Annotated in this window: 20 protein-coding genes and 1 tRNA gene; 6 read left to right on the top strand and 15 right to left on the bottom strand. The window is 54.9% G+C overall.

Annotated features, from left to right (window positions below):
- The coding region (locus tag RZA33_RS07205; RefSeq protein ID WP_317507168.1) for an Rpn family recombination-promoting nuclease/putative transposase at nucleotides 1–935 on the bottom strand (935 nt) is incomplete at its 3' end.
- A 624-nt stretch (nucleotides 936–1559) separates the two neighbouring features.
- Nucleotides 1560–2825, bottom strand: a complete 1266-nt coding sequence (gene glyA, locus RZA33_RS07200; RefSeq protein WP_317507167.1) for a serine hydroxymethyltransferase — start codon at nucleotides 2823–2825, stop codon at nucleotides 1560–1562.
- Nucleotides 2826–3268: 443 nt separating this feature from the next.
- Here glyA and RZA33_RS07195 point away from each other — a divergent pair, with 443 nt between their 5' ends.
- The 3 genes from RZA33_RS07195 to RZA33_RS07185 are packed head-to-tail and all read left to right on the top strand — an operon-like array spanning nucleotide 3269 to nucleotide 6186.
- The gene (locus RZA33_RS07195; protein ID WP_317507178.1) at nucleotides 3269–3712 is read left to right on the top strand and encodes a translesion error-prone DNA polymerase V autoproteolytic subunit; all 444 of its coding nucleotides are present in this window, start codon (nucleotides 3269–3271) and stop codon (nucleotides 3710–3712) included.
- 11 nt (nucleotides 3713–3723) lie between these two features.
- Nucleotides 3724–5025 (top strand): Y-family DNA polymerase, encoded by a 1302-nt coding sequence (locus RZA33_RS07190; RefSeq protein WP_317507166.1) that lies wholly within the window; start codon nucleotides 3724–3726, stop codon nucleotides 5023–5025.
- Between the two features lie 42 nt (nucleotides 5026–5067).
- Nucleotides 5068–6186: an LBF_2804 family protein gene (locus RZA33_RS07185; protein ID WP_317507165.1), complete on the top strand. Its 1119-nt coding sequence runs from the start codon at nucleotides 5068–5070 to the stop codon at nucleotides 6184–6186.
- On the opposite strand, the gene RZA33_RS07180 is transcribed toward RZA33_RS07185, so the two are convergent.
- Together RZA33_RS07180 and RZA33_RS07175 are read right to left on the bottom strand one after the other, a co-directional pair.
- Nucleotides 6183–7646, bottom strand: coding sequence for a sodium-dependent transporter (locus RZA33_RS07180; protein WP_317507164.1), 1464 nt, complete (start codon nucleotides 7644–7646; stop codon nucleotides 6183–6185). The genes RZA33_RS07185 and RZA33_RS07180 overlap by 4 nt on opposite strands.
- Nucleotides 7647–7730: 84 nt before the next feature.
- Nucleotides 7731–8957 carry a YbfB/YjiJ family MFS transporter gene (locus tag RZA33_RS07175; protein WP_317507163.1) on the bottom strand — a complete coding sequence of 409 codons (1227 nt, stop codon included), beginning with the start codon at nucleotides 8955–8957 and terminating at the stop codon, nucleotides 7731–7733.
- Nucleotides 8958–9188: 231 nt separating this feature from the next.
- Between RZA33_RS07175 and RZA33_RS07170 the strand changes: the two genes are divergently transcribed.
- Entirely contained in the window at nucleotides 9189–10532 is a 1344-nt protein-coding gene (locus RZA33_RS07170; RefSeq protein ID WP_317507162.1) for a M20/M25/M40 family metallo-hydrolase, read from the top strand.
- 848 nt (nucleotides 10533–11380) lie between these two features.
- Here RZA33_RS07170 and RZA33_RS07165 read toward each other — a convergent pair.
- Nucleotides 11381–12067 carry a type 1 glutamine amidotransferase domain-containing protein gene (locus tag RZA33_RS07165; protein WP_317507161.1) on the bottom strand — a complete coding sequence of 229 codons (687 nt, stop codon included), beginning with the start codon at nucleotides 12065–12067 and terminating at the stop codon, nucleotides 11381–11383.
- 92 nt (nucleotides 12068–12159) lie between these two features.
- Here RZA33_RS07165 and RZA33_RS07160 point away from each other — a divergent pair, with 92 nt between their 5' ends.
- Complete coding sequence (locus tag RZA33_RS07160; RefSeq protein WP_317507160.1) at nucleotides 12160–12939, top strand: CLCA_X family protein; 780 nt, start codon at nucleotides 12160–12162, stop codon at nucleotides 12937–12939.
- Here the strand turns inward: RZA33_RS07160 and RZA33_RS07155 are convergent.
- Both RZA33_RS07155 and RZA33_RS07150 read right to left on the bottom strand, forming a co-directional pair.
- Nucleotides 12936–13325, bottom strand: a complete 390-nt coding sequence (locus RZA33_RS07155) for a DUF86 domain-containing protein (RefSeq protein WP_317507159.1) — start codon at nucleotides 13323–13325, stop codon at nucleotides 12936–12938. The genes RZA33_RS07160 and RZA33_RS07155 overlap by 4 nt on opposite strands.
- On the bottom strand, nucleotides 13318–13608 hold the full coding sequence (locus tag RZA33_RS07150; protein ID WP_317507158.1) for a nucleotidyltransferase family protein: 291 nt from the start codon (nucleotides 13606–13608) through the stop codon (nucleotides 13318–13320). The genes RZA33_RS07155 and RZA33_RS07150 overlap by 8 nt, the downstream gene beginning before the upstream one ends.
- Nucleotides 13609–14078: 470 nt before the next feature.
- Here RZA33_RS07150 and RZA33_RS07145 point away from each other — a divergent pair, with 470 nt between their 5' ends.
- Nucleotides 14079–15200, top strand: coding sequence for an ADP-ribosylglycohydrolase family protein (locus RZA33_RS07145; protein ID WP_317507157.1), 1122 nt, complete (start codon nucleotides 14079–14081; stop codon nucleotides 15198–15200).
- Here the strand turns inward: RZA33_RS07145 and ovoA are convergent, their stop codons facing one another.
- The 8 genes from ovoA to RZA33_RS07105 form a co-directional block, all read right to left on the bottom strand.
- Nucleotides 15201–17348, bottom strand: coding sequence for a 5-histidylcysteine sulfoxide synthase (gene ovoA, locus RZA33_RS07140; RefSeq protein WP_317507156.1), 2148 nt, complete (start codon nucleotides 17346–17348; stop codon nucleotides 15201–15203).
- A 337-nt stretch (nucleotides 17349–17685) separates the two neighbouring features.
- Nucleotides 17686–17773: transfer RNA gene (locus RZA33_RS07135), tRNA-Ser, on the bottom strand.
- A 181-nt stretch (nucleotides 17774–17954) separates the two neighbouring features.
- Nucleotides 17955–18461, bottom strand: a complete 507-nt coding sequence (locus tag RZA33_RS07130) for a YiiD C-terminal domain-containing protein (protein WP_317507155.1) — start codon at nucleotides 18459–18461, stop codon at nucleotides 17955–17957.
- A 2-nt stretch (nucleotides 18462–18463) separates the two neighbouring features.
- Entirely contained in the window at nucleotides 18464–19024 is a 561-nt protein-coding gene (locus RZA33_RS07125) for a nitroreductase family protein (RefSeq protein WP_317507154.1), read from the bottom strand.
- A 61-nt stretch (nucleotides 19025–19085) separates the two neighbouring features.
- A complete protein-coding gene (gene queF / locus RZA33_RS07120) occupies nucleotides 19086–19919 on the bottom strand; it encodes an NADPH-dependent 7-cyano-7-deazaguanine reductase QueF (protein ID WP_317507153.1) in 834 nt (277 codons plus the stop codon).
- 69 nt (nucleotides 19920–19988) lie between these two features.
- On the bottom strand, nucleotides 19989–20762 hold the full coding sequence (locus RZA33_RS07115; RefSeq protein ID WP_317507152.1) for an ABC transporter permease: 774 nt from the start codon (nucleotides 20760–20762) through the stop codon (nucleotides 19989–19991).
- Nucleotides 20759–21742: an ABC transporter ATP-binding protein gene (locus RZA33_RS07110; protein ID WP_317507151.1), complete on the bottom strand. Its 984-nt coding sequence runs from the start codon at nucleotides 21740–21742 to the stop codon at nucleotides 20759–20761. The genes RZA33_RS07115 and RZA33_RS07110 overlap by 4 nt, the downstream gene beginning before the upstream one ends.
- Nucleotides 21743–21967: 225 nt before the next feature.
- Entirely contained in the window at nucleotides 21968–23359 is a 1392-nt protein-coding gene (locus tag RZA33_RS07105) for an NAD-dependent succinate-semialdehyde dehydrogenase (RefSeq protein ID WP_317507150.1), read from the bottom strand.
- Nucleotides 23360–23826: the final 467 nt, after the last annotated feature.

Here is a 23826-nt window from a genome sequence, read left to right as displayed (position 1 = left end):
TCTTTGCTGAGCACGCCGAAGGCTAGTAGATTGCGGGCCGTTGAGCGTTTGGCTTCTAATTGTCCCTCTTGCCGACCCTCTTGCCGACCTTCTTGCCGACCTTCTTGCCGACCTTCCTGACGGCCTTCCAAACGCCCTTTTTCTTCCCACCGCTCAGGCCATTGTTTAATGCGTTCTGCCAACATGTGATGTACCTCATGTAGCTCGTGTAAGTCGTTGAACTCTGGCAACTCCATCTCGGGAGCCCGGTTAGGTAGTAGTACTCGGCGTATCCATACCACAAATGCTCTACGAAGCGCTGTTTGCTCGGAGGCTTTAAGCCATTCTACCAGGCTACCCAGCACTTCCAGCATGTCTTGCTCGTCGCGGTTGTGCTCCAACCGGAAGAGCGCGGCAGCGACGTTGCGCATCCTATCCGACCATTCAGGGTCGTTAACGATGGCGCCTTCGTCCAACAGTAGGTACTCAAGATTAGGACGGTAGCGCTCTAACCCACCTGGCACCCATTCGACCAGATCAGCCACATTTTGTGCCGCCGTCCATCGTTCTTCTCCATTGTAGAGTACCACGGGTAAAACGGGGGGTAGTTTACCACTGGGGGCAAAGGCTTTTTGCCGAATCAGGTCCTGATAAAGCAGCCCCAGGTAGCTCATTATCCGCACAGCCATGTGCTTGTCTTCACTGGATTGAAATTCCAGCAGCAGGTAGACGTAGAGCCAGCCATCGCCCCAGCGTACGCGCCAAATAATGTCGTCCTCGCGGTCGCGTAGCTCGTCAGTGATGTAGGAGCCGCTTACTTTTTCCAGCGTCGAGAAATCGATCTGTTCCACCCAGGCTTCTTTCACGAACCCAGTGAGCAGGTCTTTAACCATCTCGGGGTGTGAGAAAAGTAGCTTATAGCTGTGGTCGTGGCGGTTGTGAATATGGCTAGCCATGGGCACTCCTTGCTGGATAACTAAAGTTTATCACAGCGAGTTTCGAGGACCTGTAAACATCCAGACGTTTTGGGACGTGGTGGAGGGAGGGAGGGGCGCACCGAGGAGCCCAATTCATTGCGCGATCAGCAAAGATCAAGGCGCCGAGGGTAAATGCTGGTAGATGGCCTGATCGCCCGATAAGTCGGGCTCCTACATTGGCTGGGTGCAAGCACCGAGTTTTGTAGGAGCCCAATTCATTGGGCGATCAGCAAAGATCAAGGCGCCGAGAGTAAATGCTGGTAGATAGCCTGATCGCCCGATAAGTCGGGCTCCTACATTGGCTGGGTGCAAGCACCGGGTTTTGTAGGAGCCCAATTCATTGGGCGATCAGCAAGGATCAAGCCGTCGGGGCAAATGCTGGTAGATGGCCTGATCGCCCGACAAGTCGGGCTCCTACATTGGTTGGGTGCAGGTACCGGGTTTTGTAGGAGCTCAATTCATTGGGCGATCAGCAAAGATCAAGGCGCCGAGAGTAAATGCTGGTAGATAGCCGGATCGCCCGACAAGTCGAGCTCCTACATTGGTTGGGTGCAGGCACCGGGTTTTGTAGGCGCCCAATTCATTGGGCGATCAGGTGGTTGCTTATTTATAAACAGGAAAGCGGGCGCAGACTTCCGCTGCTTTATCCAGCACCTGCGCTTCGATAGCACTGGTGTCTTCGCCTTTGGCCAGCACCTCAAGGATGTCGCAGATCCATCCCGCCAAGTCGCTACACTCCTGCTCGCCGAAGCCGCGCGTGGTCACCGCTGGGGTACCGATCCGCAGGCCAGACGTGACGAACGGGCTTTGCGGGTCATTGGGTACAGCGTTTTTATTCACGGTGATATGGGCACGGCCTAACGCGGCATCGGCATCTTTGCCTGTCACGCCTTGCTTGATTAGCGAGAGCAGGAAGAGATGATCTTCAGTGCCGCCGGAAACGATGTCGTAACCGCGGTCGATAAACACCTTGGCCATGGCTTGGGCGTTTTTAATCACTTGCTGCTGGTAGGTTTTGAACCCAGGTTCCATGGCTTCTTTGAAACAGATCGCTTTGGCCGCAATCACGTGCATCAATGGGCCGCCCTGGCCGCCGGGGAATACCGCCGACTGCAGTTTCTTCTCGATATCCGCGTCGTTTTCCGCTGAGAGAATCACACCACTACGTGGGCCGCGTAGGGTTTTATGGGTCGTGGAGGTGACTACGTGGGCGTGGGGCAAGGGGCTGGGGTAAACGCCCGCCGCTACCAAACCTGAGACGTGGGCCATGTCAACCAGTAAGTAAGCACCCACTTCATCGGCGATCTCGCGGAAGTTGGCCCAGTCGACAATTTGCGAATAGGCCGAGAAACCGGCAATGATCATTTTAGGCTTGTGTTCACGAGCCAGTTGAGCTACTTGGTCGTAGTCAATCAGGCCTTTTTCGTTAAGTCCGTACTGAATAGCGTTGTAGTGCTTGCCGGAGAAGTTCGGCTTGGCACCGTGGGTCAAGTGACCGCCAGCATCCAGGCTCATACCCAGGATGGTGTCATTGGGCTTGACCAGCGCCTGAAATACCGCACTGTTGGCCTGTGAGCCGGAGTGCGGCTGCACGTTGGCGTAGGTGGCGCCGAACAGCTCTTTGGCGTAGTCAATCGCTAGGTTTTCAGCGATATCGACGAATTCACAGCCGCCGTAGTAACGCTTGCCGGGATAACCTTCGGCGTATTTATTAGTTAGCTGGCTGCCCTGGGCTTCGAGTACGCGAGGGCTGGCGTAGTTTTCTGAAGCAATCAGTTCGATGTGGGCTTCCTGGCGCGCCACTTCTTTCTGCATGGCGTCAAATAGCACATCATCGAATCCGGCAATTGTCATATCACGGCTGAACATCGGCGGGAACCTCGTAACGAGAAAGGATCATCATGGAAGAAGCGAGGCCGATATCATAACGCAGCCTGACGCGACTTTCATCGCATCCGCGTCAGGTGGTGCATGAGCGTGTTTCATGTTGAGCTGGCCATAAAGCTGTCTCGGGTTGGTATTTTGTCATCGCGAAACAAAGCGCGGCGATCTCGGGGGTTGGCTGTGTTTGTCATCGCGAGCGAAGCGCGGCGATCTCGGGGTTGTTTGCCGCCGCTGGTGCAGGTTGCCGCGTCGCTGCGCTCCTCGCAACGACATAGGGGGTCATTGCGAACGCAGTGAAGCAATCTCTGGGTTGGTGCTTTGTCATCGCGTAGCATGACAGTCTCAATATTTCCCACTCATTTGCATTTTCCTTCGCCCTTAAAAATACTGTATATTTATACAACATTTTAAGAGTCAGGATGCCGACGATGCCGGGCCAGTCTTCTCATTTTACCCCCGCCTTGCCGTTAAGCTGCCAGCCGCTGCCTTACTTAACCTTTTTGGGCCGTGCTGGCTTTAGCGGTTTTCCTTCGCCTGCGCAGGATTACGAGCCTTGCACGCTGGATCTCAACACCCGGTTGGTTAAAAACCCCACCGAGACATTTTATGTCACCGCTACCGGCAATAGCATGGAAGGCTGGGGTATTTTTGAGGGTGACCTGCTCATCGTCGACCGTGGTATTGAGCCGCGTCTGGGCCATATTTTGGTTGCGATGCTGGAAGGTGAGGCGCTGATTAAGCGTTATGAGCTGTTCCAGGGGTTCCCCCATCTTTGCTCTGCTCATCCAGACTATCCGCCGCTGCCTCTTGAGGGCAGCGACTGTCAACTATGGGGTGTGGTGCGTGCTGTGATCCACGAATACTTACGTTGACAGGCATTGCGATGATCGGATTAATCGACGCTAACAATTTTTATGTCAGCTGCGAGCGCGTTTTTCAGCCCCGACTGGAAGGCCGCCCTGTCGGCGTTATGTCGAACAACGATGGCTGCGTTATCGCACGCTCAGCTGAGTTGAAAGCGCTGGATATTCCAATGGGCACGCCTGCTTTCAAACTGGAAGGGCTGCGACAGCGTGGCGAGATCCATCTGCTCTCCTCTAATTATGAGCTTTATGGCGATATGTCGGCGCGGCTGGCCCAACTGCTGCGCGACGCCTGCCCAGAGATCGCCCCTTACTCCATCGATGAAATGTTTGTCTATTTAGAAGGGTTAACAATACAGCAGTGTGAGGCACTTGGGCGGGAGCTGTGCCAGCGTATTCGTCGCCACTTGGGCTTACCGGTGTGCGTCGGGCTGGCCCCTACCCATACACTCGCCAAGCTGGCCAATCACCTGGCCAAGCAAGACCCTCACTATCAAGGCGTTTGCCTGCTGAACGGGCAAGGCCATACCACTGAGGCGCTGCTCAAACGCACCCCGGTGGCCAGTGTGTGGGGCGTGGGTCGTCGGCTTGCCGAGCGTTTGGCCATAAGCGGCGTTACTACCGCCTGGGACTTGCGAGAAAGCGATGAAAAACAGCTGCGCAAGCGCTTTTCAGTAGTGCTGGCGCGTACGGCCCTTGAACTACGCGGCACCGCTTGCCTTGAGATGAATGCGCTGGATCAGCCGCGCCAGCGTATTATGACCTCGCGCTCTTTCGGTCAGCCGACCGGCGTTTTTGCCGACGTACACAATGCGCTGCGCCGCCATGCCCAGCGTAGCGCTGAAAAACTGCGCGAACAGCACAGCTTGGCCCGCGCGGTAATGGTGTTTCTGAATACCAACCGCCACCGCCGCGACCAGCCACAATATTTTCCCCAAGCGCTGATCGCTCTCCCCTCACCTAGCGACGATACCCGCGTTATTCTCGATGCGGTACGCCAGGGGCTTGAGCAAATCCATCGCCCCCGCTATCGGTTTATGAAGGCGGGCGTGATGCTGCTTGACTTGGTGGACGCTGAGCAGCATCAGCTTTCGCTACTGCATTCACCGGCCCGTGATCACCATCCGCTTTTGATGGCCACGGTGGACCAAATCAATCAACGCATGGGGCAAGGCACGATCAGCTTTGGTATGACGAATGCCCCTGCCGCTTGGCAGTTACGCTGCGCTCACCGCTCCAATCGTTTCACCACCCGTTGGGACGAGCTAATGAAGGTAGGCACCCACCCTGGCGCTATCGATGCGTGTACTTCGCGGGCGTAACCGCTACTCTGAGGCCTTCATTGCGCAGGAAGTGCTGGTTTTATGTCGCTCACCCGTCCTGATAAAGAGTACGCCCCAGCGCCGGGCCTCGCACAACGCTGGGCTAACCGCTATATACAGGGCTACTTTCAACGCCACCCGGCGCTGGAATCACCTGACCCGCACGCATTGAAGCACGCACGGCGCTGGATTATCGCCTGGGCGGCCGTCGCCGGCCTGCTTTCCGGCACGCTGATTGGCGGCGCTGAATGGTGGATGCGCGAATTTGCGGCTAGCGACTGGGCATCCTTGAGCCTTAGGGAACAGCTCCCCTACTGGGCGGGCTATTTAGCCTTCGCGGGGGTTATAACGGCGCTGGAAATCGGTTTTTTATACTGGAATGCGCTGCGCGGTGTGGCCAGCATTACCCGCCTGGCGGGTCTGCGCTACGGTCAAACGGTGCCACTAGAACCCGAGATTCAATTGACCGTTCACGGTATTTCCCGGGCCGCGTTGGAGTACCCCAGCCCGGGTAGCCTCGTTTATGGCGTCGACCCTCACGCCTACCTGCATGGCTGGAAGCTAACGCTTAGAGCACTGCTTTATCGCTTAAAAATTAGCTTAAGCAGTTTCCTACTGCGTTTATTGCTGCGTCGGCTACTGGGTCGCCTCACGCTGCGCGGCTTGCTACCGGTATTAACCGGGCCATTATACGCATTATGGAACGCCTGGATTGCCTCACGCATTATCAAACAGGCCTATTTACAGGCGCGCGGGCCCGCGCTGGTTAAGCAATTAATGGAAACGCTGGAAAACGCTAATGAGCACACTCGCCGTTTGGTGGCGCAAGGGGTAGGCGAACTGATTATGCGCAACCAGCACCCCCACCCTAACTTGGTACTCCTGCTGGCCCGCCTATTGGATAGCCTGCCTGGAAAACCACGGGCGATTGAGGTTGATTGGCCAACCACCTTACAGAGCTACTCGCAATTGACAGGAGCACCACTACACAACTTGCTCAACGCGCTTACTCAGGCGACGCTTATGAGCGGCCTCTATCGGGGTTCGCGCAAGCGGTTTTTAAAGGAGGTATTTGCGAATTGCCAAACGCCGCTGCGCCATGAAGCGGTAAAAGCTCAGCAGCGGCGTTTGTTATCGGGCGAGTCGACGCAGCCGAATTAGTCCGTTTTCAGCGCATGGCGCAACCGCGGGCTTAGACTCTCGCCCAGCACCGCCATAACCACCAGTATCGCCAGCAGCCACGGCCAGTGCGCCGCAAACGAGACCTGATAAATACCCAAGGCATCGACAAAGATCACCACAATGCCAAGCGGGCTCACGTAGCGCACCATGGTCAGCCAGAGTGCGTAAGGCAGCGGCGCCAGGCCCAACTCTTCACGGAAGGTATCGCTCTTCAATACAAAGCCTGCCAGCACCACCATGCCCAAACCTCCTAGCGGCATCATAAAGCGCGAGGTGAGGTAATCCAGCCAGTCGAAAAAGGTTTTGCCTGCCAGGGTCCAATCCGCACCCACGTTAAACGACAACATCGCCAGGGTGCTGATCAACCACAGCACGATACCGGTGCCCCAGGCGGCAGCCGGGCGCGAAATGCCTTTGTTATCGCACAGCCAGGAGACTGTGGCTTCGACCATGGAGATCGACGAGGTTAACGCCGCCATGGAGAGCATTAGGAAAAATAGAATACCAAACAGCGTGCCTAGCGGCATCGCCTGGAAGGCCAGTGGCAAGCTCATGAAAATAAGCCCAGGGCCTTCACCGGGGTCCATGTCGTTGGCAAAGATCAACGGGAAGATCGCCAACCCCGCCATCAGCGCTACCACCGTATCTGCCACGGCGACACTGACCGTTGTGCGGCCAATGGAGGCGTTTTTAGGTAAATAGCTGCCATAGGTTAGAATCGCCCCGGAAGCGAGCGAGAGGGTGAAGAAAGCATGCCCAAGCGCTGCCAGTAAGCCCTCGCTGGAAAGGCTTCCCGCGTCAAACGAAAACAGGAAACTGACCGCCGCGCCAAAGCCGCCGGAGAACATGCCAAAGCCTATCAGTACCACTAGCATGATCACCAAACCCGGCATCATCCAGCTTACGCTTTTTTCAATGCCCTCCTGCACGCCTTTACCGACAATCAGCATGGTCAACAGTGTGACTAATGTGCTCCAGAACCCCAGCGTCAGTGGGCTGGCGTTATTGGCCCCGAACACGGCAGCCATCTCGTCAACGCTGCTGCCGGAAAGGCCGCCCGCCAGCATTTTCCACAGATAGGAAAACGACCAGCCCGCCACGACCACGTAAAACGATAGAATCATAAAGCCGCAGAGCATGGCCATCCAACCGATCAGCGACCACGCCGATGAACGGCCAGACGCGTTGACCACACGGCGAATGGCGTCCACCGGGCTGCCCTGGCCTCGCCGCCCAAAGGCGATTTCGGTCATCATAACCGGCACCCCTACCGCAAAAATGCAGGCCAGATAGACCAGTACGAAGGCACCGCCGCCAAACTCCCCGGTGATATAGGGGAATTTCCAGATATTGCCTAACCCAACTGCCGAGCCGGTGGCGGCCAGCATAAAGCCCCAGCGGCCTAGCCACTGGGTACGAGGTTGCTCAGAAGACGCCATGACTCGCTATCCTGTTGGAAAAAAGCGCATATCCTAGAGGATTTTGCCACGAATGCCTAAAAAATCGTGCCGCGTATGCGTCAATTAGGTGGCGTAAACCGCCGCTTTGGCGTCGGCATCCAGGCGCTGAGCGGTTTGGTCGACGCGCCGCAGCCAGGCGAGCAACAGCGCCCCCAGCGCCACAAAACCACCGGCCAGCCAGAGCCCGACGCTATAGTGGCCGGTCGCTTCTGCGAGCATGCCGGTGAGCGCGGGGGCAATAATCTGTGCGCTGCCGTAGGCCAGGGTCATTTTCCCCATCATTCGTGCCGGGCTGGCGGGATATAATCGCCCCGCCATGGTCAGCACTAAGCTGACGCAGCCAAGAAAGGTGCCGCCATAGAGCACCGCGCTGAATAACACCGCAGCAAGGCTTGTGGTTACCGTCGGCAGGACGATGCCGATGACCTGAATCCCCATGGCCAGTATCAAGGCGCCCAGGTAGCCGATCCGACGCGCGACAAGATCCCAGAGCATCACCGCCGGGGCCGCTGCCAGCCCCACCAGCGCAAAGGTCCAGTTGCCGGCACCGGCCAGCAGCGGCTCCCGCTCGACAATCGTGACGATAAAGGTGGCGCTGATCACGTAGCCATAGCCGGCGCAAAAATAGGCCGCGAGCATCCAGCGCATAAAGGTCCGGGTGGGCGGTTCGGTGGCGGAGGCTTCGCCTCCAGAGACACCGGGCAAGGCAGGCGATGGCCGCGGCAGCCAGCGCCAGGCAGGCACCAACAGCCCCACCGCGAGCACGCTGAACCCCCACCACTGCGCCTGCCAGTTCATCGACAGCGCCAGCATTGCCTCCACCGCCACGGCGGCGAGCACAATACCTAGGCCCAAGCCCGCAAAATGAATGCCCAGCTCAACGCGCTGGCGGTGCTGAATCAGCCAATGCATGATCAGTCCCGACGCCAGCAGCATCGCGCCGCTGCTTGAAAACCCCGCCAAAAAGCGCAGCCCTGCCCAAAGCCAGAAATGCTCGGTCATTGCCATACCGGCCGTGGTGAGCACTGCTAGCACCAGACACAGCCGATACAGGGTATCTTTGACATGGATGCTGCGCACGGTCGCTGCCAGCAGTGCGCCCAGCATATAACCGGCATAGTTCAGCGCCGCCAGCCAGCCGCCATCGGCGTCGCCTATCCAGCTCTGCTGCTGCATGACCGGCAATAGCGGCGTGTAGGCAAAGCGCGCCACCCCGATACACAGCAACTGACTGAATACACCCGCCAGCAGCACCTTGAAGCGCTGCGAACGAAGGCTAGCGGTGGTCATGGGCTACTCCTTAACGGCTCTTAAGAGACGACTTAGTTTTCGTTATATTAATTAGCGTGCGTATTTTGTCATCATACTAAGGCGCTTTGGGCTGCGGGTCATGACGACCTAGGTCGAGGAGACTCAGTAAGTGATTCTTTAGCTGTTTCGGTGAGGCTTTCTCTACACACGGCGCAGGAATCTGGCAGACTAGGGGTGATCAACATCCACCTTAATGAGTGAGCGACAACGATGAGCGATAGTGCAAAACCCTGGACGCAACCAATGCCCGATGCGCAGTTCAAGCTAATGCGCGATATTCTGGCGGCTCCCAGCCCGGTGGGGCTGGAAGCCGCGATGACCTACGGCGTACTCAAGCCGCATTTTGAAAGCTTTGCGCCTAAAAGCTGGCACTTGCACCAGTTCAAGGGCAACGCGGGCGTTGTCCTGGATACTCACCCCGGCCGCGACGATATGTTCAAGGTCATGCTGATCGGCCATGCGGATAAAATCCGTATGCAGGTGCGTTCGATTGGTGAAGACGGCAAGATCTGGATCAATACCGATTCGTTCCTGCCGACGGTACTGATCGGCCATGAAGTGAAGCTGTTTAGCGAAGACCCGGACGCCCCCGGCAGCTACCGCTGCATTGAAGGCGGCACGGTAGAAGCACTGGGCGCTATTCACTTCTCTGACCCTGCCCAGCGCGATGGCAGCAAAGGGCTGAAAAAAGAGCAGATCTACCTGGACCTGCAGATTCACGGTGAGAATAAAAAGCAACAGGTGCTGAACCTGGGTGTGCGCCCTGGCGACTCGATTATTTTCGACCGCCCTATCCGCCCTGGCTTTAGCCCTAATACCTTCTACGGCGCTTATCTGGATAACGGCCTGGGTTGCTTTGTCGCCGCTGAAGTGGCGCGCTTGATTGCCGAAGCAGGCGGCACGAAAAACGTGCGCGTACTGTTTGCGATTGCCAGCTACGAAGAGATTGGCCGTTTCGGCAGCCGCGTGATGGCGGGCGAAATGAAACCTGATGCCCTCATTGGCGTCGATGTTAACCATGACTACGTGGCCGCGCCTGGCATTGGCGATAAGCGTATGCAGCCGCTAGAGATGAGCAAAGGCTTCACCATGGCGGTGGGCTCGATTGCCAGCGAACAGCTCAACCGGATTATTGCCACCGCCGCTAAAGAGCAGGATATCCCGCTGCAGCGCGATATTGTCGGCGTGGATACGGGCACTGACGGCATGGCAGGTGTGTTGGCGTCTATCGACAGTGCCGCCACCTCGATTGGCTTCCCCATCCGCAATATGCACACCATTTCCGAAACGGGCCATACCCAGGATGTGTTGGCAGCTATTCACGCCCTCACCCATACCCTGCAAGCCATGGATGCTATGCCGGACCTGCAGCGTGAATTCCTGGACAACCACCCGCGCCTTGACCAAGCGAGCCCGCTGACCCATCAGGGCAGCGACAAGCCGGAAAGTGAGGAAGATGACAGTGAAGGCGGGAGTGAAGAAGGAAACGAAGGCACCAGCCCAAGCAAGGCGAGTCATCAAAGCAAGAAGACCAAGAAAAAAGCTAAAAAATAAAACAAGCGTTTAAAAATAGCTGTTAAATAAAGAAGCCCCAGCCATTCCCTGGCCGGGGCTTTATCTAACCTTCCGTGTTGTTCCTCACAAACGTCCTGTTTGTACTTCCATGAGTGTTTTAAGCTTCCCTAGCTTTATCTTCCCTGTTGCCACTTCCGTGTGGTGTATGAATAGGGTGGACCTTATTGGGTCGTGTTTATCTAACCTACGTTAATAAACCGGAAATTTTTTTATATTAATAAATTGATAAAATAACAGCACCGCTGTTGCACCGAATTAATGCACGACGGTCAATAAGCATTTTAGCGTGGCAAGGTTGGCCAACGTTGCTTATACTTCTCATATCATCGGCAACGATGTAGTTACACATGGATGTTACCACGCCTGTACCACTATTAACCTTTGCAAAAGGAGGTCAGCGTGCGCAGTATAACAATTAGCCATAGAGTCAAAGGATTAGATGTCATCTGTCGTCATTGTGGCAATGCAGAGTCACCTAAAACCCCGTTTTTTAATCGTTTTCGGTTAGAGGGAACGGGTAAAGACACAACCACTCTGCGCTGTCTTAACTGTCAGACAGCGATGGAAATCCCGCTGAATGAACTAAGCTCGCTCTATTATCATTACGCTTGTTAAAACAACCACTACGGTTGTTAATAAAAGAAAGTGGCTGTTTCACCGAACAGCCATTTTTTTATTAACAAACACTAAACCTTCATTAAAACGTCATCAGTGTTTAATAAATATGAAGCGTATTCAGCCTTAGCGCGAAATGTGGCCCAGATGTTTCCCCAAAACGGCGGGGCGAGCCCCACCGTTTTGGCTTAAAACCGATGAATGCTATGCCGTTATTTCGCCAGCCACGCCATCAATGTTTCAGCTGTCAGCGCTGAGGAAGGTGGGTTCTGACCAGTGATCAGTTGACCATCTTCACGAACGTAGGGGGTGAAGTCATCCGCTTTACTATAGATACCGCCGCACTTTTGCAGTGCATCTTCAACCAGATGCGGCACGATATTGGTCAAGCCAACGGCCTCTTCTTCACCGTTGGTAAAGCCCGTCACTTCGCGGCCTTTCACCAGCGGCTCACCGGCGCTATTCTTAGCATTCACCAGCACAATCGGCGCGTGACAAACCGTGGCAACCGGCTTGCCTTGGGCAATAAAGGTTTCGATCAGGCGAATAGAATCAGGGTCGTCAACGAGATCCCAAAGCGGGCCGTGGCCACCTGGGTAAAACACCGCGTCGAAGTCGTCAGCGCTCATATCGCCTAGGCGATGAGTCGCCGCCAGCTCAGCATTCGCACTGTCATCTTGCTTGAAGCGCCGCGTTTCGTCGGTTTGGCTATCCTCAGCGTCGCTTGTGGGATCCAACGGCGGCTGTCCGCCCTTAGGCGATGCTAGCGTTACCTCAGCACCCGCGTCTTTAAAGACGTAATAAGGGGCCGCCAGCTCTTCGAGCCAAAAACCGGTTTTTTTACCCGTATCACCTAACTGATCGTGCGACGTCAGTACTACCAAAATGCGCTTGCTCATAACTCTCTCCTAACGGTGAAAAATGAGGCTCTAAAATAGCTTACCGTTACTTAGTGGGGGTCTGGATGGTGGAATACAAGGAGAAACGATAAGTGAGTATTGAAGCGCGGGATTTTTACCGTAGTGGGCCTGACCATCGCCAGGGGCAAGCAAGCAATTTTGCGTTAATTCGTCGCCAGTTTGATTTTCGCTCGATTGAGATTGGCCGTTGGGTCACCAGCGCCGAGCGTGACCGGGCAGCCGAGCTTTTTCACGATGCGCTGTGCGATTTAATGTTGATTCTACACGGGCCTGAGGCGCTGATTTCGCTACGCGGGTCGCTGGCGTTGCAGTACGGCAGCGGCGGTCGGCCTGGCGTTTCCGCCCACTACGACCCTAGTCAACGTAGCTTTTCACTGGCTAAAAACGCTGGCCCCGGCAGCATTGCGCATGAATGGTTTCATGCCTTCGACCACTACATTGCCGCTAAGTGTTTTCGCAAAATCCCCAGCGCCATGTTCGCTTCTACCGCTTGGCTGGCCGATTCGTCGCCTATTCCCCACCCGCTCAATCAATTACTCATGCAGTGCTTTAAAGCCGTGCTACTGCAGCCAGAAGGCGATCAGCCTAGCGTGCTGTTTCAGCACTCGGTACACATGGATAAAAAACTTGGCCAACTCTATTACAGCAAGCCCGAAGAACTCTGCGCCCGCGCCTTTGAGGCGTTTGTGCAGGATGCGACCACCACCAATCACTTCCTGGTCAAAGGCACCAAATCCTCCCCCGAGGCGGAAATGGGGCTTTACCCGCAGGGCGAACAGCGAGCGCGCATCAATCGCGCCTTTGGCGACTATTTTGCCAGGCTTGGCAGGGCATTGGGGCGAGAGGTTTAGCGCGACGGGTTGTTTTTCGAGTGAGTCGCTTTTGGATTCTCACGCCTAATCGTTTCCAACAATTCGAGCAGTTCAGGTACATTTTCCTGAATAATGCTCCAAATGGTATCTTCATCAATACCTAGATAGGCATGGATCAATCTATTCCGAGTAGCGATAACCAAGCGCCAAGGTACTAGCGGGTAATGATGTCGCACTTCTACGGGCACCCTGGTAGCCGCCTCACCGATAAGCTCTAAATTGCGCAGCGTAGCATCGTAGGTCAGGTCGTGATTAAGAAAAGCACTTTGATCCATACCTGCTGTGTAGGAGAGCACTTTCTTGCTGAAGCCAATCATGTCATCAATGTAGAAGCGCCATTCTCGCTTTTGTTGAGGCTCAGACATGAAGCGCCTCACTTTCCACATAGGGTCTCAATTCATGCCGAAGGGCCTTATCGGTCACCAAGTCGACGGAGCGCCCAAATAAGTCTTCTAGATAGAACTGCAAGCCAAAATAGCGTGCTGAGCTTGCCGGTCCGTCGAAACTGACCAGAATATCAATGTCGCTATTTTCATCAGCGTTGTTACGAGCCATAGAACCAAACAACGCTAGCGCCTGCACACCAAACTGCGAAGCTAATACTGGTTTGTGGTCATGTAATAGTCGCAACGCCTCATCTCTATTCATGTCGCCCCCTTCAGAACAGACGTATAGAGCTTCCTGATGGAAAAACTATCTATGACATAATTCTAACGTATCTTATGCAGTAATCGCCCCGACAGCCAGTGCTTTCAACTCGACTCTCAAGCGTTTTGCCACCACAGGAAAAGCGCTACGCCGTCTATCGCAAGTATGCGAAACTGGCTCGTGGCGACTACGCTTTAGCAGCGCCCACTACTCAAAGGAAGAGAAAATGCCATCTACTACCACTATCGTCGTTATCGTTGTTGTTCTCGTTGCCGTGCTGGGTATTGGTTTCAACGGCGTGCTGCCTTTTTAAGCAGCGGCTTTACGCCTTACGCGGCACAAAAAGACTACCCCAGCGGCAACTGGGCCGAAGATGGTACCCGCAATTAGGCGACACGGCGGGTCCTCTTTCGCTTTGCGTTGAAGTTCCCAACGGCCAGCTAGCGGTGGGCAACGGAAGGAATACCACCATGACCAACGACGTGCGATCCAGGACAACTGCCGCGCTCAGCAATCTTTTTATTGGTGATGCGCTGGCAATGCCTGTGCACTGGTTTTACAACGTTCACGATATCGATAAGGCGTTTCCAGATGGCATCCAAACCTTCGAAGCCCCGCCTGCGTTCCATCCTTCATCGATTATGTCACTACACTCCACCAGCGGCGGTGGCCGCAAAGGGGCGGGTCATCAAGGGTCGCGGGATATTGTTGGCGACGTGATTCTAAAAGGGAAACAGTCGTTCTGGGATCGCCCTAACGTGCACTACCACCAGGGTATGCGCCCAGGGGATAACACGTTAAACGCGTATTGCGCGTTAACGCTGATGGAAACGATGTGTGAGTCGGGCGGCCATTATGACCAGGATAAGTTCCTTCAGGCCTACATTACGTTGATGACAGCTGACACGCCGGCCCATCCAGATACTTATGCCGAATCGTACCATCGCGGTTTTTTCGCCAACCTTGAAGCGGGGCGGCCTGCCGATCAATGTGGCGCCGTTACCCACGACACCCCCTCGGTAGGCGGCCTGGTGACCATCGCCCCCTTAGTAATTGGCGAACGCTTGCGCGGGCGTTCGTTGGCGGATACCCGGACGCTTTGCCGTGACCACCTTGCGTTAACCCATCCTGATAGCTTTCTAGCAGAGGTTTGCGACGCCTACGTTGAGCTGATCGACGGCTTGCTGTTTCGCGATAGCGGGAGTGACGCAAGTAGCGTGCAGGAACTGTTGCTACAAGCTGCACGAGGGTTATCACGGCGTGACCTGACGAAATTGGTGAACAGTAGCAAACCCGAGCGGGAGGTAGTGGGAAAAGTGCTATCCACCGCCTGCTACATTTCCGATTCATGGCCTGCAGTGCTCTACCTTGCCTGTAAGCACCAGCAGGATCCACTGCGAGCGCTACAAATCAACGCAGAAATCGGTGGCGATAGTGTGCACAGAGGTGCCGTCTTAGGCGTATTACTCGGTTTGATCCACGGCGAGGCCGCCGGAAACCTGTTTGCCCAGTTAACCGAACATCAGTCGATTAACCGGGCGATTGAGTGCCTATCTTTAAACCCTGACTTAAACCCTGGATTTAAATCCTGATTAGGAGCGACGCTCCCACAGCGTGACTTCCGAGAGGCTATGCTGGTATTTATGCATGGTCTCACGGATCACAAAGGGCACTTTTTCGGGGTCATTGATCATCCGGAAGTTAGGTGCCAGCAGCGCCTTAAGACCATCCAGGGTGCTGACGTTTTCGCCGTCTTTCTTGAATCCCCCAATCCATTCTTCCTTAGGCGTATATTCCTCCAGCCAGGTATAGGGTGAAGCGATCATCAGGATGCCGCCAACGTTAATGCGCTCGTGGATGTTTTGCAGAAACTGGGAAGGCTTATACAGCCGATCGATCAGGTTGGCTGCCAGCACCAGGTCGTAACCGCTGAATTGTGGCTTGAGGTTACACGCATCGCCCTGGTGGAAGCTGACGCGATCGGTTGTTTCTTCCAGCCCCAGGCTTGCCAAGGTGCGTTCCTGGTAGCTAACCAGCTCGCCCTCTTCCGTGCGGGTATAACGAAGCGCTTTTTGCTCCGCCATTTCTACCCCCTGGCGAATAAAGTTAGCCGAGAAATCCACCCCATCGACATGCTCAAACTCACGGGCCAGCTCAAAGCTCGAGCGTCCGCTAGCACAGCCCAGGTCGAGCGCACGGTTTTTCGGCCGACCGGCCATGCTGGCCAGCGCTTTGTTGGCCAGTGTTTGCGGAAAGTTGGCAACGCCAAACCATTGTTCGCCGTAATGGAACTCAGCGTACTCGGCCATCCGCGCGTCGCTTTCGTAATAAGCGCTGGGCAGCTTGACCTCCGCTTCCGAGACCACATAGCGGAAACCCGCGTGTTGGAAAAAATGACGCCGAAACGCATAGCGGGCACTGAGCTGGGTTTCATTGCCGCAAGATATCCATGAGCCACCCTTGATCAGGTTATGCTGGTTGTCGAAGGTTGGGGTGGTGAAATCATCGTAAAGCGGGTGAACATCAAAGCCTGGAAACGGGTAGGTGGGCGTTTCTATCCACTGCCAAACATTGCCCACCACATCGAACCATTGCCCGTGTTGGAAGCGCGTCACAGGGCACGAAGAAGCGCCGTGATCGAGGTGAAGATTCGCATCTACGGGCTTGTCGCTCGCAGGCTCAGCCACACCGGCCTCATCGGCCAGGCGATGCCACTCATCTTCCGTGGGCATGCGCACGGTTTGGCCGGTTTGTTCGCTTTTCCAGTTACAGAAGGCTTTGGCTTCATGGAAATTAACTTCTACCGGCCAGTCCCAAGGCATTTCTACTTCTTCGGTCATCAAGCGCAGGAACCATTCGTTTTTCCATACCCAAAAGGTGGGATGGGTCGCCTCGGCGAAGGTGCGCCAGCCTAGCCCCTCTTCCGACCAGTAGGCATCTGTCAGGTAGCCACCGGCTTCGACGAATTCAAGAAATTCGCTGTTACTGACCAGAAACTGACTGGCTTTAAACTCTTCAACGTTCGCTTGGTGGTCGCCATACTCGTTGTCCCAGCCATACCAAGGATCATCAAAGGATTTCCCCAGCATTACTTCGCCACCGGGGACGGTAATTAGCGTGTTCTCCGGCGGCTCGCCAGTCGTCCGAATCGGCTGCCAAGCCGTTTGTGGCGTAACAAGATTGAGCGCCTGCTGACGAATCAACACTGACGACGTCTCAAGATGAATTCGCTCATGCTCGATGCCCATCACGATAGGCCAAAACGGGCTTTCCCAGTTAATTGGCAACGTCAGCGGAAGCTCACGAATCAGGTTGAGTACTGCGGCGCGGACCTTAGCACGGTAGTCCATAATTTCGCTGACCGATGGCCACTCGTAGTGATCCTCGTTCAGGTCGTCCCAGCTCATTTCGTCGACACCCACCGCAAACGTGGACTCCATGCTGGGGTCTATACGAGCAGGTAAGAGCTTGGCCAGCACCAGCTTGTTGACGAAAAACGTCGCTGTATGCCCCAGATAGAAAATCAGCGGGTGCCGCAGGGGAATTGACTTGCGAACGTATGCTTCCTCACTCGCAAGCGTGGTAAAAAGCGATTCGTAACGGTCAAAGGTGGCGGTAAAGTTGGCCTCGATGGCCCGGCGCGTTGCTTCAGGATCACTTCCAGCTAGGTACACCGTACGGGGGAAAAGCTCGGAGAGCGTCGGCTCTTGGGGAACCGTTGGGGAATTGGTAAGAGTCATATCTTGGAACACCTTTTGTCTTTAGACGACGATAGTTTTGATTACGGGTCTTTTAGCGGAAGTCCCCACAGCATAAAACGTGTACTTGGAAAGTTCGATTATGACCTTCTCACGCTACTTTCAAGCTTCATCACCTCTTACGCTCCGGTGCTACTTTTGAATTCAGTTGGCCACAAACTATTTTTTTACAGACCAATGGCAGCAAACTATACAGTTCCTACCATTAAAAACCAAAAACCTAGACAATAGCTATCTATAGTTATACAAAAAGCGTAAAAAAACCGTGCGCGCACAAAAAAGCCCGCTGAGCAATCTCAGCGGGCTTTTTTAGATTCTGTGGCGGAGGGGGAGGGATTCGAACCCTCGAAGCCTTGCGGCTTACACACTTTCCAGGCGTGCTCCTTCGACCACTCGGACACCCCTCCGCGTTTTGACGCTGTTGAAAGGCTGAACCTTTCGCGACAGAACGGCGCACATACTATTGGCTAAGCCTCGAAATAGCAAGCCTTTTCAGGATAACGAGCCTTTTGATTAGCGTTGAACCGCGGTTAACTTGGCGGCACCGTTAACATTGTGGCGGCACTTGTTTTATTGCGACAGCACTTATTATTTTGGCAATACGGCATAGCTGCCGTTGGCTTCCAGACAGAGCGTCTCGCCGCAATAGAGTTGCTGGGTCAAGGCAATACGCCCTTTGCCGCGTTCAGCAAGCTTATCAGCAAGCTGCGCCGGGCCTTGTGGCTCGGCGGGTGCACATATCAAGCGGTAGTCAGTTGTGACTGGGGCGAGAAACCGCTGGCTTGCCTCGGCAATCACCACATCCTGCGCGATACCCCGCTCGCGCAGCCATAAAGTGGCCCAGCACCAGCCTAGCAGCGTGGTTTGTGCAGCAAGCGCGCCGCCAAAGCCAGTGCCTTTATCGTTTAGGTTTGGCGCCAAGGCTAACTGCCACGTTAGGGCGTCGCCTTGGCGCGTCACCTCGCTAATGCCTAAGGCCTTCACCATAGGAATAGCGTCACTTAGCCACTGCTGAAAGACAGCCAAGTCTTCTGGCTGACCTTCCGGCAACGGCAACCGTGGATGCGATACACCGGGCTGACGCGAAACACTCACGGCTAGCCCCACCGCTCTACAAAGTCGTCAGCGTTGTGTTGCGGTAGCGGCTTGTGGCGCCCGCCCGGGGTGCCAAGATAGATAAACGCGACCACTTCATCGTCATCATCCAGGCTTAGGCCTTTGCGTACCACGGGGTCAAACGCGTACTTGCCGCTGCGCCACATAGCACCTAGGCCCTGCGCGTGGGCGGCCAACAATAAGCCGTGGGCGGCACAGCCCGCGGAAATTACTTGTTCCATTTTCGGCACTTTTTCGATTTCCGGGGTGACCTTGGCTATCACGGCGATGATCATCGGTGCGCGCAACGGCTTTTTGCGTGCTGCATTGAGCACTTCGTCTCCAACGCTAGGATCTTCTTGGAACTCCGCCTCGGCAAATAGCTCGCCCAGGCGCTCACGCCCTTCCCCACTGAACTCGATAAAACGCCATGGGCGAAGCTCTTTATGGTCGGGGGCGCGCAGTGCTGCCTGATACATGGCGCCGAGCTGACCAGCGCTGGGCGCCGGCTCCATTAGCTTACCCATTGAGCTGCGTTCGTGAAGAAGCGTGAGTGCGTCCATTAATGACTCCAAATCCAAGCGTATGAGGCTAGTGTAACAATGTCATTTATAACACCGCCGTTTATTGCCTTGCTAGGCGCAGCGGCGTCGGCGGCGTTAGTCCAGGCGTTGCCCGCCAAGGGCTGATATCCAACCCGCCACGGCGCACGTAGCGCGCGAGCACCAGCAATTGAGTGGGTTTTGCATACGCCATTAGGTCGGTGAAGATATGCTCGACACAATGTTCGTGAAAATCCTGGTGCTGACGAAACCCAATCAGGTAGCGCAATAGCCCTGTGCGATCAAGCTTTGGGCCTTGGTAATAAATCATCACGCTACCCCAGTCCGGCTGACCGGTCACCGGGCAGTTAGATTTCAGTAGGTGGGAGTAGAGCGTTTCTTCAACGACCTCTTCCCCCACCGTTAGGTGGGCGCTACTGGGTGTGTAATCGCTTACTGCAATGTCTAAATCATCCAGGCAGTCTCCCGGCATGCGCCGTGGCATTAGCTCTTCCGCATCCACGTTAAACAACTCAACGCTGACTGCTGCACCCCCCGCCGTGGAGAGGTCGTTGGCAAGCGTTTGCATCACTTCTTCGCGGCTATAAAAGCGGGTTTGGTTGAAGCTATTGAGATAGAGCTTCCAGGATTTAGACTCAATCAAACGGGGCGAGTCTGCGGGCAGGCGAAAGCGCGCCACGGCCACGACAGGCTTGCCACGCTCATTGAGCCAGGAGACTTCAAAAGCGTGCCATTCATCTTCCCCCACAAACGGCAAGGCACCCTCTTCAATCCCCAGCGGCACTCGATTGGCTGCGCGTGGGATAGGGTATAACAGCTCAGCATCGTATTGCTCGGGGTAGACGGCATCCCGCCCTAACGGTGCGTGTTCCAGGGTATCGGGGCGATTGACCATTGGTGATTACTCTCAGCTTGGTATTAACGACTGGCTTAGCGCTTAGAAATTAGAAATTAGAAATTAGCATTAGCTACGTATCCCTTTACCGCGTTCTAGCATTGCAAGCGCAATGCTAAACAGCACGATAATAAAGGCAAAAATCGCAGTGAGCGCCCAGCCCACGGGGATATCTGAAACGCCCAAGAAGCCATACCGGAAGACGTTGACCATATACAGAATCGGGTTAAGCATGGAAACGCCTTGCCAGAAGTCCGGCAGCAGCGAAATAGAGTAAAACACGCCACCCAGATAGGTCAGCGGCGTCAAAACAAACGTCGGCACAATGGAAATATCGTCGAATTTATTGGCCAATAGCGCGTTAATAAAGCCGCCAATCGAGAACAGCGCCGAGGTAAGCACAACAACCAGCACGGTGAGCAGCGGATGCTCCATGCTTAGGCGGGTAAAGAATAGCGACACCACGGTCACAATCAACCCAACGCCAAGGCCACGCGCCATGCCACCTAAGATAAAGCCAGCCAGTATCACCCAGTTGGGCATAGGCGAGACCATCATCTCTTCGATCGAACGCTGAAACTTATTCGAGAAGAAGCTCGACGATACGTTGGAGTAGCTGTTGGTGATCACGGACATCATGATCAGCCCAGGGACGATAAAGTCCATGTAGCTGAAGCCGTCCATGTCGCCAATACGCGAGCCAATCAGGTTACCAAAAATGATGAAGTACATCGCCATGGTGATTGAAGGCGGCAGCAGCGTTTGCGGCCAAATTCGCGTGAAGCGCTTGATTTCTTTTAGCACTAGGGTCCATAGGGCGACCAATGTTTGGCTGAAATTCATGCGCGGGCCTCCCGGCTTTTCGCACTCGAATTTTCAACGCGCTGATCAATGGCCCCTTGACCACTGCCCTCGACCATCGACACAAACATCTCCTCAAGGCGATTGGCCCGGTTACGCATGGAAACTACCTGCACACCCTGCTCGCTTAACGCATGGAAAACATCGTTTAAGCGCTGACCACGATGCACCAACAGCGAAAGCTGGGTGGGCTCCAACTGATGCAGCTCAAAGCCTTCGATCTTGGGCGCTTCGGCGACTGACTCGGACAAATCAATCAAGAAGGTTTCGGTATCTAGCTCAGTCAGTAGCTCGCGAACGCTGGTATTACGCACGATATCGCCGTTGTTAATAATCGCCACGTTACGGCACAGGCTCTCGGCCTCTTCCAAATAGTGGGTAGTAAGAATAATGGTGGTGCCTTCGTCTTGGTTAATCCGCCGCATGTATTCCCACATGCTGCGCCGCAGTTCAATATCCACACCGGCAGTGGGCTCATCTAGGATCAAAAGCTTGGGGCGGTGCATCAACGCCCGGGCAATCATCAAGCGGCGCTTCATGCCCCCAGAGAGCATGCGCGCACTGCCGTTGCGTTTATCCCACAAACCAAGGTCGGTCAGAAGCTGTTCAGCACGCGGCAAGGCTTCGCGGCTGGTCATACCGTAGTAACCCGCCTGGGCCATTACAATATCAAGCACTTTCTCGAACTGATTAAAGTTGAACTCTTGAGGCACCACGCCTAGCTGATACTTGGCTTTGGCAAAATCTTTATCGACATCAATGCCAAAAATGGAAACCTTGCCAGCGGTTTTTTGTACCAATGAGCAGACCACGCCCAAGGTGGTGGATTTACCGGCACCATTGGGGCCTAGCAAGGCAAAAAAATCGCCCTGCTGGACGTCGAGATCAATACCTTTTAGCGCCTGAAAGCCGTTACCATATACTTTGGTAAGGCCACGGATCGACAATGCCGGTTCGGCCATGAACATGTCCTGTCAGCAAAATTAGAAGAGAAGATAGGAGATTAGGGCGCAAACGAGTTTTTTCAAGGTGCGCAATGGAGCCAAGCGCTAGACACGCTGATAGCATCACCTAGCAAGTAGCTGATGCATCAGGGAAGAAATTGAAACTAGGCGCTAGCCGAGACCGCCACTTCGGGCGTGCTGGCAAGAAAAATCACATTAACTATGCACTCCCGAGTACGACTTTCAGAACTGACCGTCGATGTCGGTAACGCCAATCAACTTGTGGTTGACGAATTCCTTCAGTCCGAGGCCGATCAACTCGCGGCCATAGCCGGAGCGACGAACACCGCCGAAAGGCAAGTCGGCCTTCACTGCCGTTGGGTGATTGATGTAAACCATACCGGTGGACATCTGAGCCGCCACCTGGCGACCTCGCTCAATGTTCTGCGTGAACACTGACCCGCCTAACCCAAAGGGAGAATCGTTGGCGATCTCGATGGCTTCGGACTCGTCCTTGGCTCTGAACACCAGAGATACCGGACCAAAGAACTCCCAGTAGTAAGCAGGATTATCCTTCGTCAAGTCCGTCAGCAGCACGGGCTGTACGAATGCACCGCGCTCGGGTATTGCGGCACCAATTACGGTCATCGTAGCACCATGCTTAATTGCATCTTCCACTTGCTTTTGGACATCGTCCGCTGCGCTCTGAGACGACAAAGGCGCCAATGTCGTCGTCGGATCCATGGGATCCCCTGCCTTGAGTAAGGCGACGCTGGCTTTGTACTTCTCCAGGAAGGCTTCGTAGACCTCCTCGACGACGATGATCCGCTTGGACGAACAGCACACCTGCCCCGCGTTCCAGTGGCGGCCAAACACAGCCCATTTCACGGCTTTGTCGATGTCGGCATCATCCAGCACCACAAACGCGTCGGCGCCGCCCAACTCCATCGTTGACTTCTTCAGCGCCTTGCCAGCCTGTGCAGCAACCACCGCGCCAGCTGCTTCAGAACCGGTCAAAGCAACACCGTGAACGCGTGGATCGTTAATGATGGCTTCCAGCTGCTCGCGCGTTGCATAGAGATTCTTGAATCCGCCAACCGGCAAGCCAGCATCAAGCATCAGCTTCTCGAAAAGCGCAGCCGATTGCGGGACGTTGGATGCATGCTTGAGTACTACCACGTTACCGGCGGCAAGCTGAGGAGCGATGATCCGGGCGATCTGATAATAAGGGAAGTTCCACGGCTCTATCGCAAGGATAATGCCCAGCGGCTCGTGCACTAGCCAGGCCTCGGTCACCACCGGATCCTTGGACGGCAGCTTATCAGGTGCCAACTGCCGCTCGGCGTTCTCGACGTAGTACTCGAAGATCGCAGCTGACAGCTCGACCTCCGCCTGCGCCTCGCCCAGCAGCTTGCCCATCTCCAGGGTCAGTAGTTTTGCATACTCCTCGCTATTAGCGCGCAGCAAGTCGGCCGCTTTCTTCAGAATAGTAACCCGCTGCTGGACGGGGGTGTTCTTCCAGTTGTGGAATGCTGTATCGCCGCGATCTAACGCCAGAGCAACCTCTGCATCGGTTGCGTTGGGGAAATTTTGAATCGTCTCCCCGGTATAGGGATTGGTCGTTGCATAAGCCATTTTTTAATCCTCTGTTAACCGGGTTATCTGTGTGGCATTAGTTTCGCGCGCGCAGGGCACCCTAAATCACTGTGAAAAAAACGATTACTCTGGACCACCCCGTTCTGGTAGACATACCAGTCAAGGCTACGCACCGTTGGATCACCATCATAGCCAAGGTGACGCACTTGCATATTGTCGTGGATCACATATGCGTGCGCTCTGGTTGTGAACGCACACCGCGCCGTGCCTCAGTGGAGACCGGCGCTGACGGCAATAGAAAGTAATAGAAAGTGATAGCGTCAGTTAACGGCTTATCTTCAAATTAATAAGATGCCTAACTGCCAACATGAAAGCGGCAAGCTTCACATGATTTAGAACGACGAGGATAGCCTGACAGGAGGGAGCACTGACGAAGACTGCATATAAAGCAGTGAAATCGGAGAAGTTTTAGATAGTAGAGGCTTCGCGGAGAAGGTGAGCTATAG

This window comes from Halovibrio sp. HP20-59 (genome assembly GCF_033052795.2).
In the GTDB taxonomy this organism is placed as follows: Bacteria; Pseudomonadota; Gammaproteobacteria; order Pseudomonadales; family Halomonadaceae; genus Vreelandella.
Note: the sequence above shows the minus strand (reverse complement) of the source record. Positions and strands in the feature narration are given on the sequence as shown.

What these genes read in the sequence shown, in the direction of transcription:
- RZA33_RS07115 (WP_317507152.1), bottom strand. Translation starts at nt 20,762, where the DNA reads ATGAATTTCAGCCAAACATTGGTCGCCCTATGGACCCTAGTGCTAAAA.
- queF (WP_317507153.1), bottom strand. Translation starts at nt 19,919, where the DNA reads ATGGTCAATCGCCCCGATACCCTGGAACACGCACCGTTAGGGCGGGAT.
- RZA33_RS07180 (WP_317507164.1), bottom strand. Translation starts at nt 7,646, where the DNA reads ATGGCGTCTTCTGAGCAACCTCGTACCCAGTGGCTAGGCCGCTGGGGC.
- RZA33_RS07145 (WP_317507157.1), top strand. Translation starts at nt 14,079, where the DNA reads ATGACCAACGACGTGCGATCCAGGACAACTGCCGCGCTCAGCAATCTT.
- RZA33_RS07125 (WP_317507154.1), bottom strand. Translation starts at nt 19,024, where the DNA reads ATGGACGCACTCACGCTTCTTCACGAACGCAGCTCAATGGGTAAGCTA.
- RZA33_RS07195 (WP_317507178.1), top strand. Translation starts at nt 3,269, where the DNA reads ATGCCGGGCCAGTCTTCTCATTTTACCCCCGCCTTGCCGTTAAGCTGC.
- RZA33_RS07170 (WP_317507162.1), top strand. Translation starts at nt 9,189, where the DNA reads ATGAGCGATAGTGCAAAACCCTGGACGCAACCAATGCCCGATGCGCAG.
- RZA33_RS07155 (WP_317507159.1), bottom strand. Translation starts at nt 13,325, where the DNA reads ATGTCTGAGCCTCAACAAAAGCGAGAATGGCGCTTCTACATTGATGAC.
- RZA33_RS07185 (WP_317507165.1), top strand. Translation starts at nt 5,068, where the DNA reads ATGTCGCTCACCCGTCCTGATAAAGAGTACGCCCCAGCGCCGGGCCTC.
- ovoA (WP_317507156.1), bottom strand. Translation starts at nt 17,348, where the DNA reads ATGACTCTTACCAATTCCCCAACGGTTCCCCAAGAGCCGACGCTCTCC.
- RZA33_RS07105 (WP_317507150.1), bottom strand. Translation starts at nt 23,359, where the DNA reads ATGGCTTATGCAACGACCAATCCCTATACCGGGGAGACGATTCAAAAT.
- RZA33_RS07165 (WP_317507161.1), bottom strand. Translation starts at nt 12,067, where the DNA reads ATGAGCAAGCGCATTTTGGTAGTACTGACGTCGCACGATCAGTTAGGT.
- RZA33_RS07150 (WP_317507158.1), bottom strand. Translation starts at nt 13,608, where the DNA reads ATGAATAGAGATGAGGCGTTGCGACTATTACATGACCACAAACCAGTA.
- RZA33_RS07110 (WP_317507151.1), bottom strand. Translation starts at nt 21,742, where the DNA reads ATGGCCGAACCGGCATTGTCGATCCGTGGCCTTACCAAAGTATATGGT.
- RZA33_RS07175 (WP_317507163.1), bottom strand. Translation starts at nt 8,957, where the DNA reads ATGACCACCGCTAGCCTTCGTTCGCAGCGCTTCAAGGTGCTGCTGGCG.
- glyA (WP_317507167.1), bottom strand. Translation starts at nt 2,825, where the DNA reads ATGTTCAGCCGTGATATGACAATTGCCGGATTCGATGATGTGCTATTT.
- RZA33_RS07190 (WP_317507166.1), top strand. Translation starts at nt 3,724, where the DNA reads ATGATCGGATTAATCGACGCTAACAATTTTTATGTCAGCTGCGAGCGC.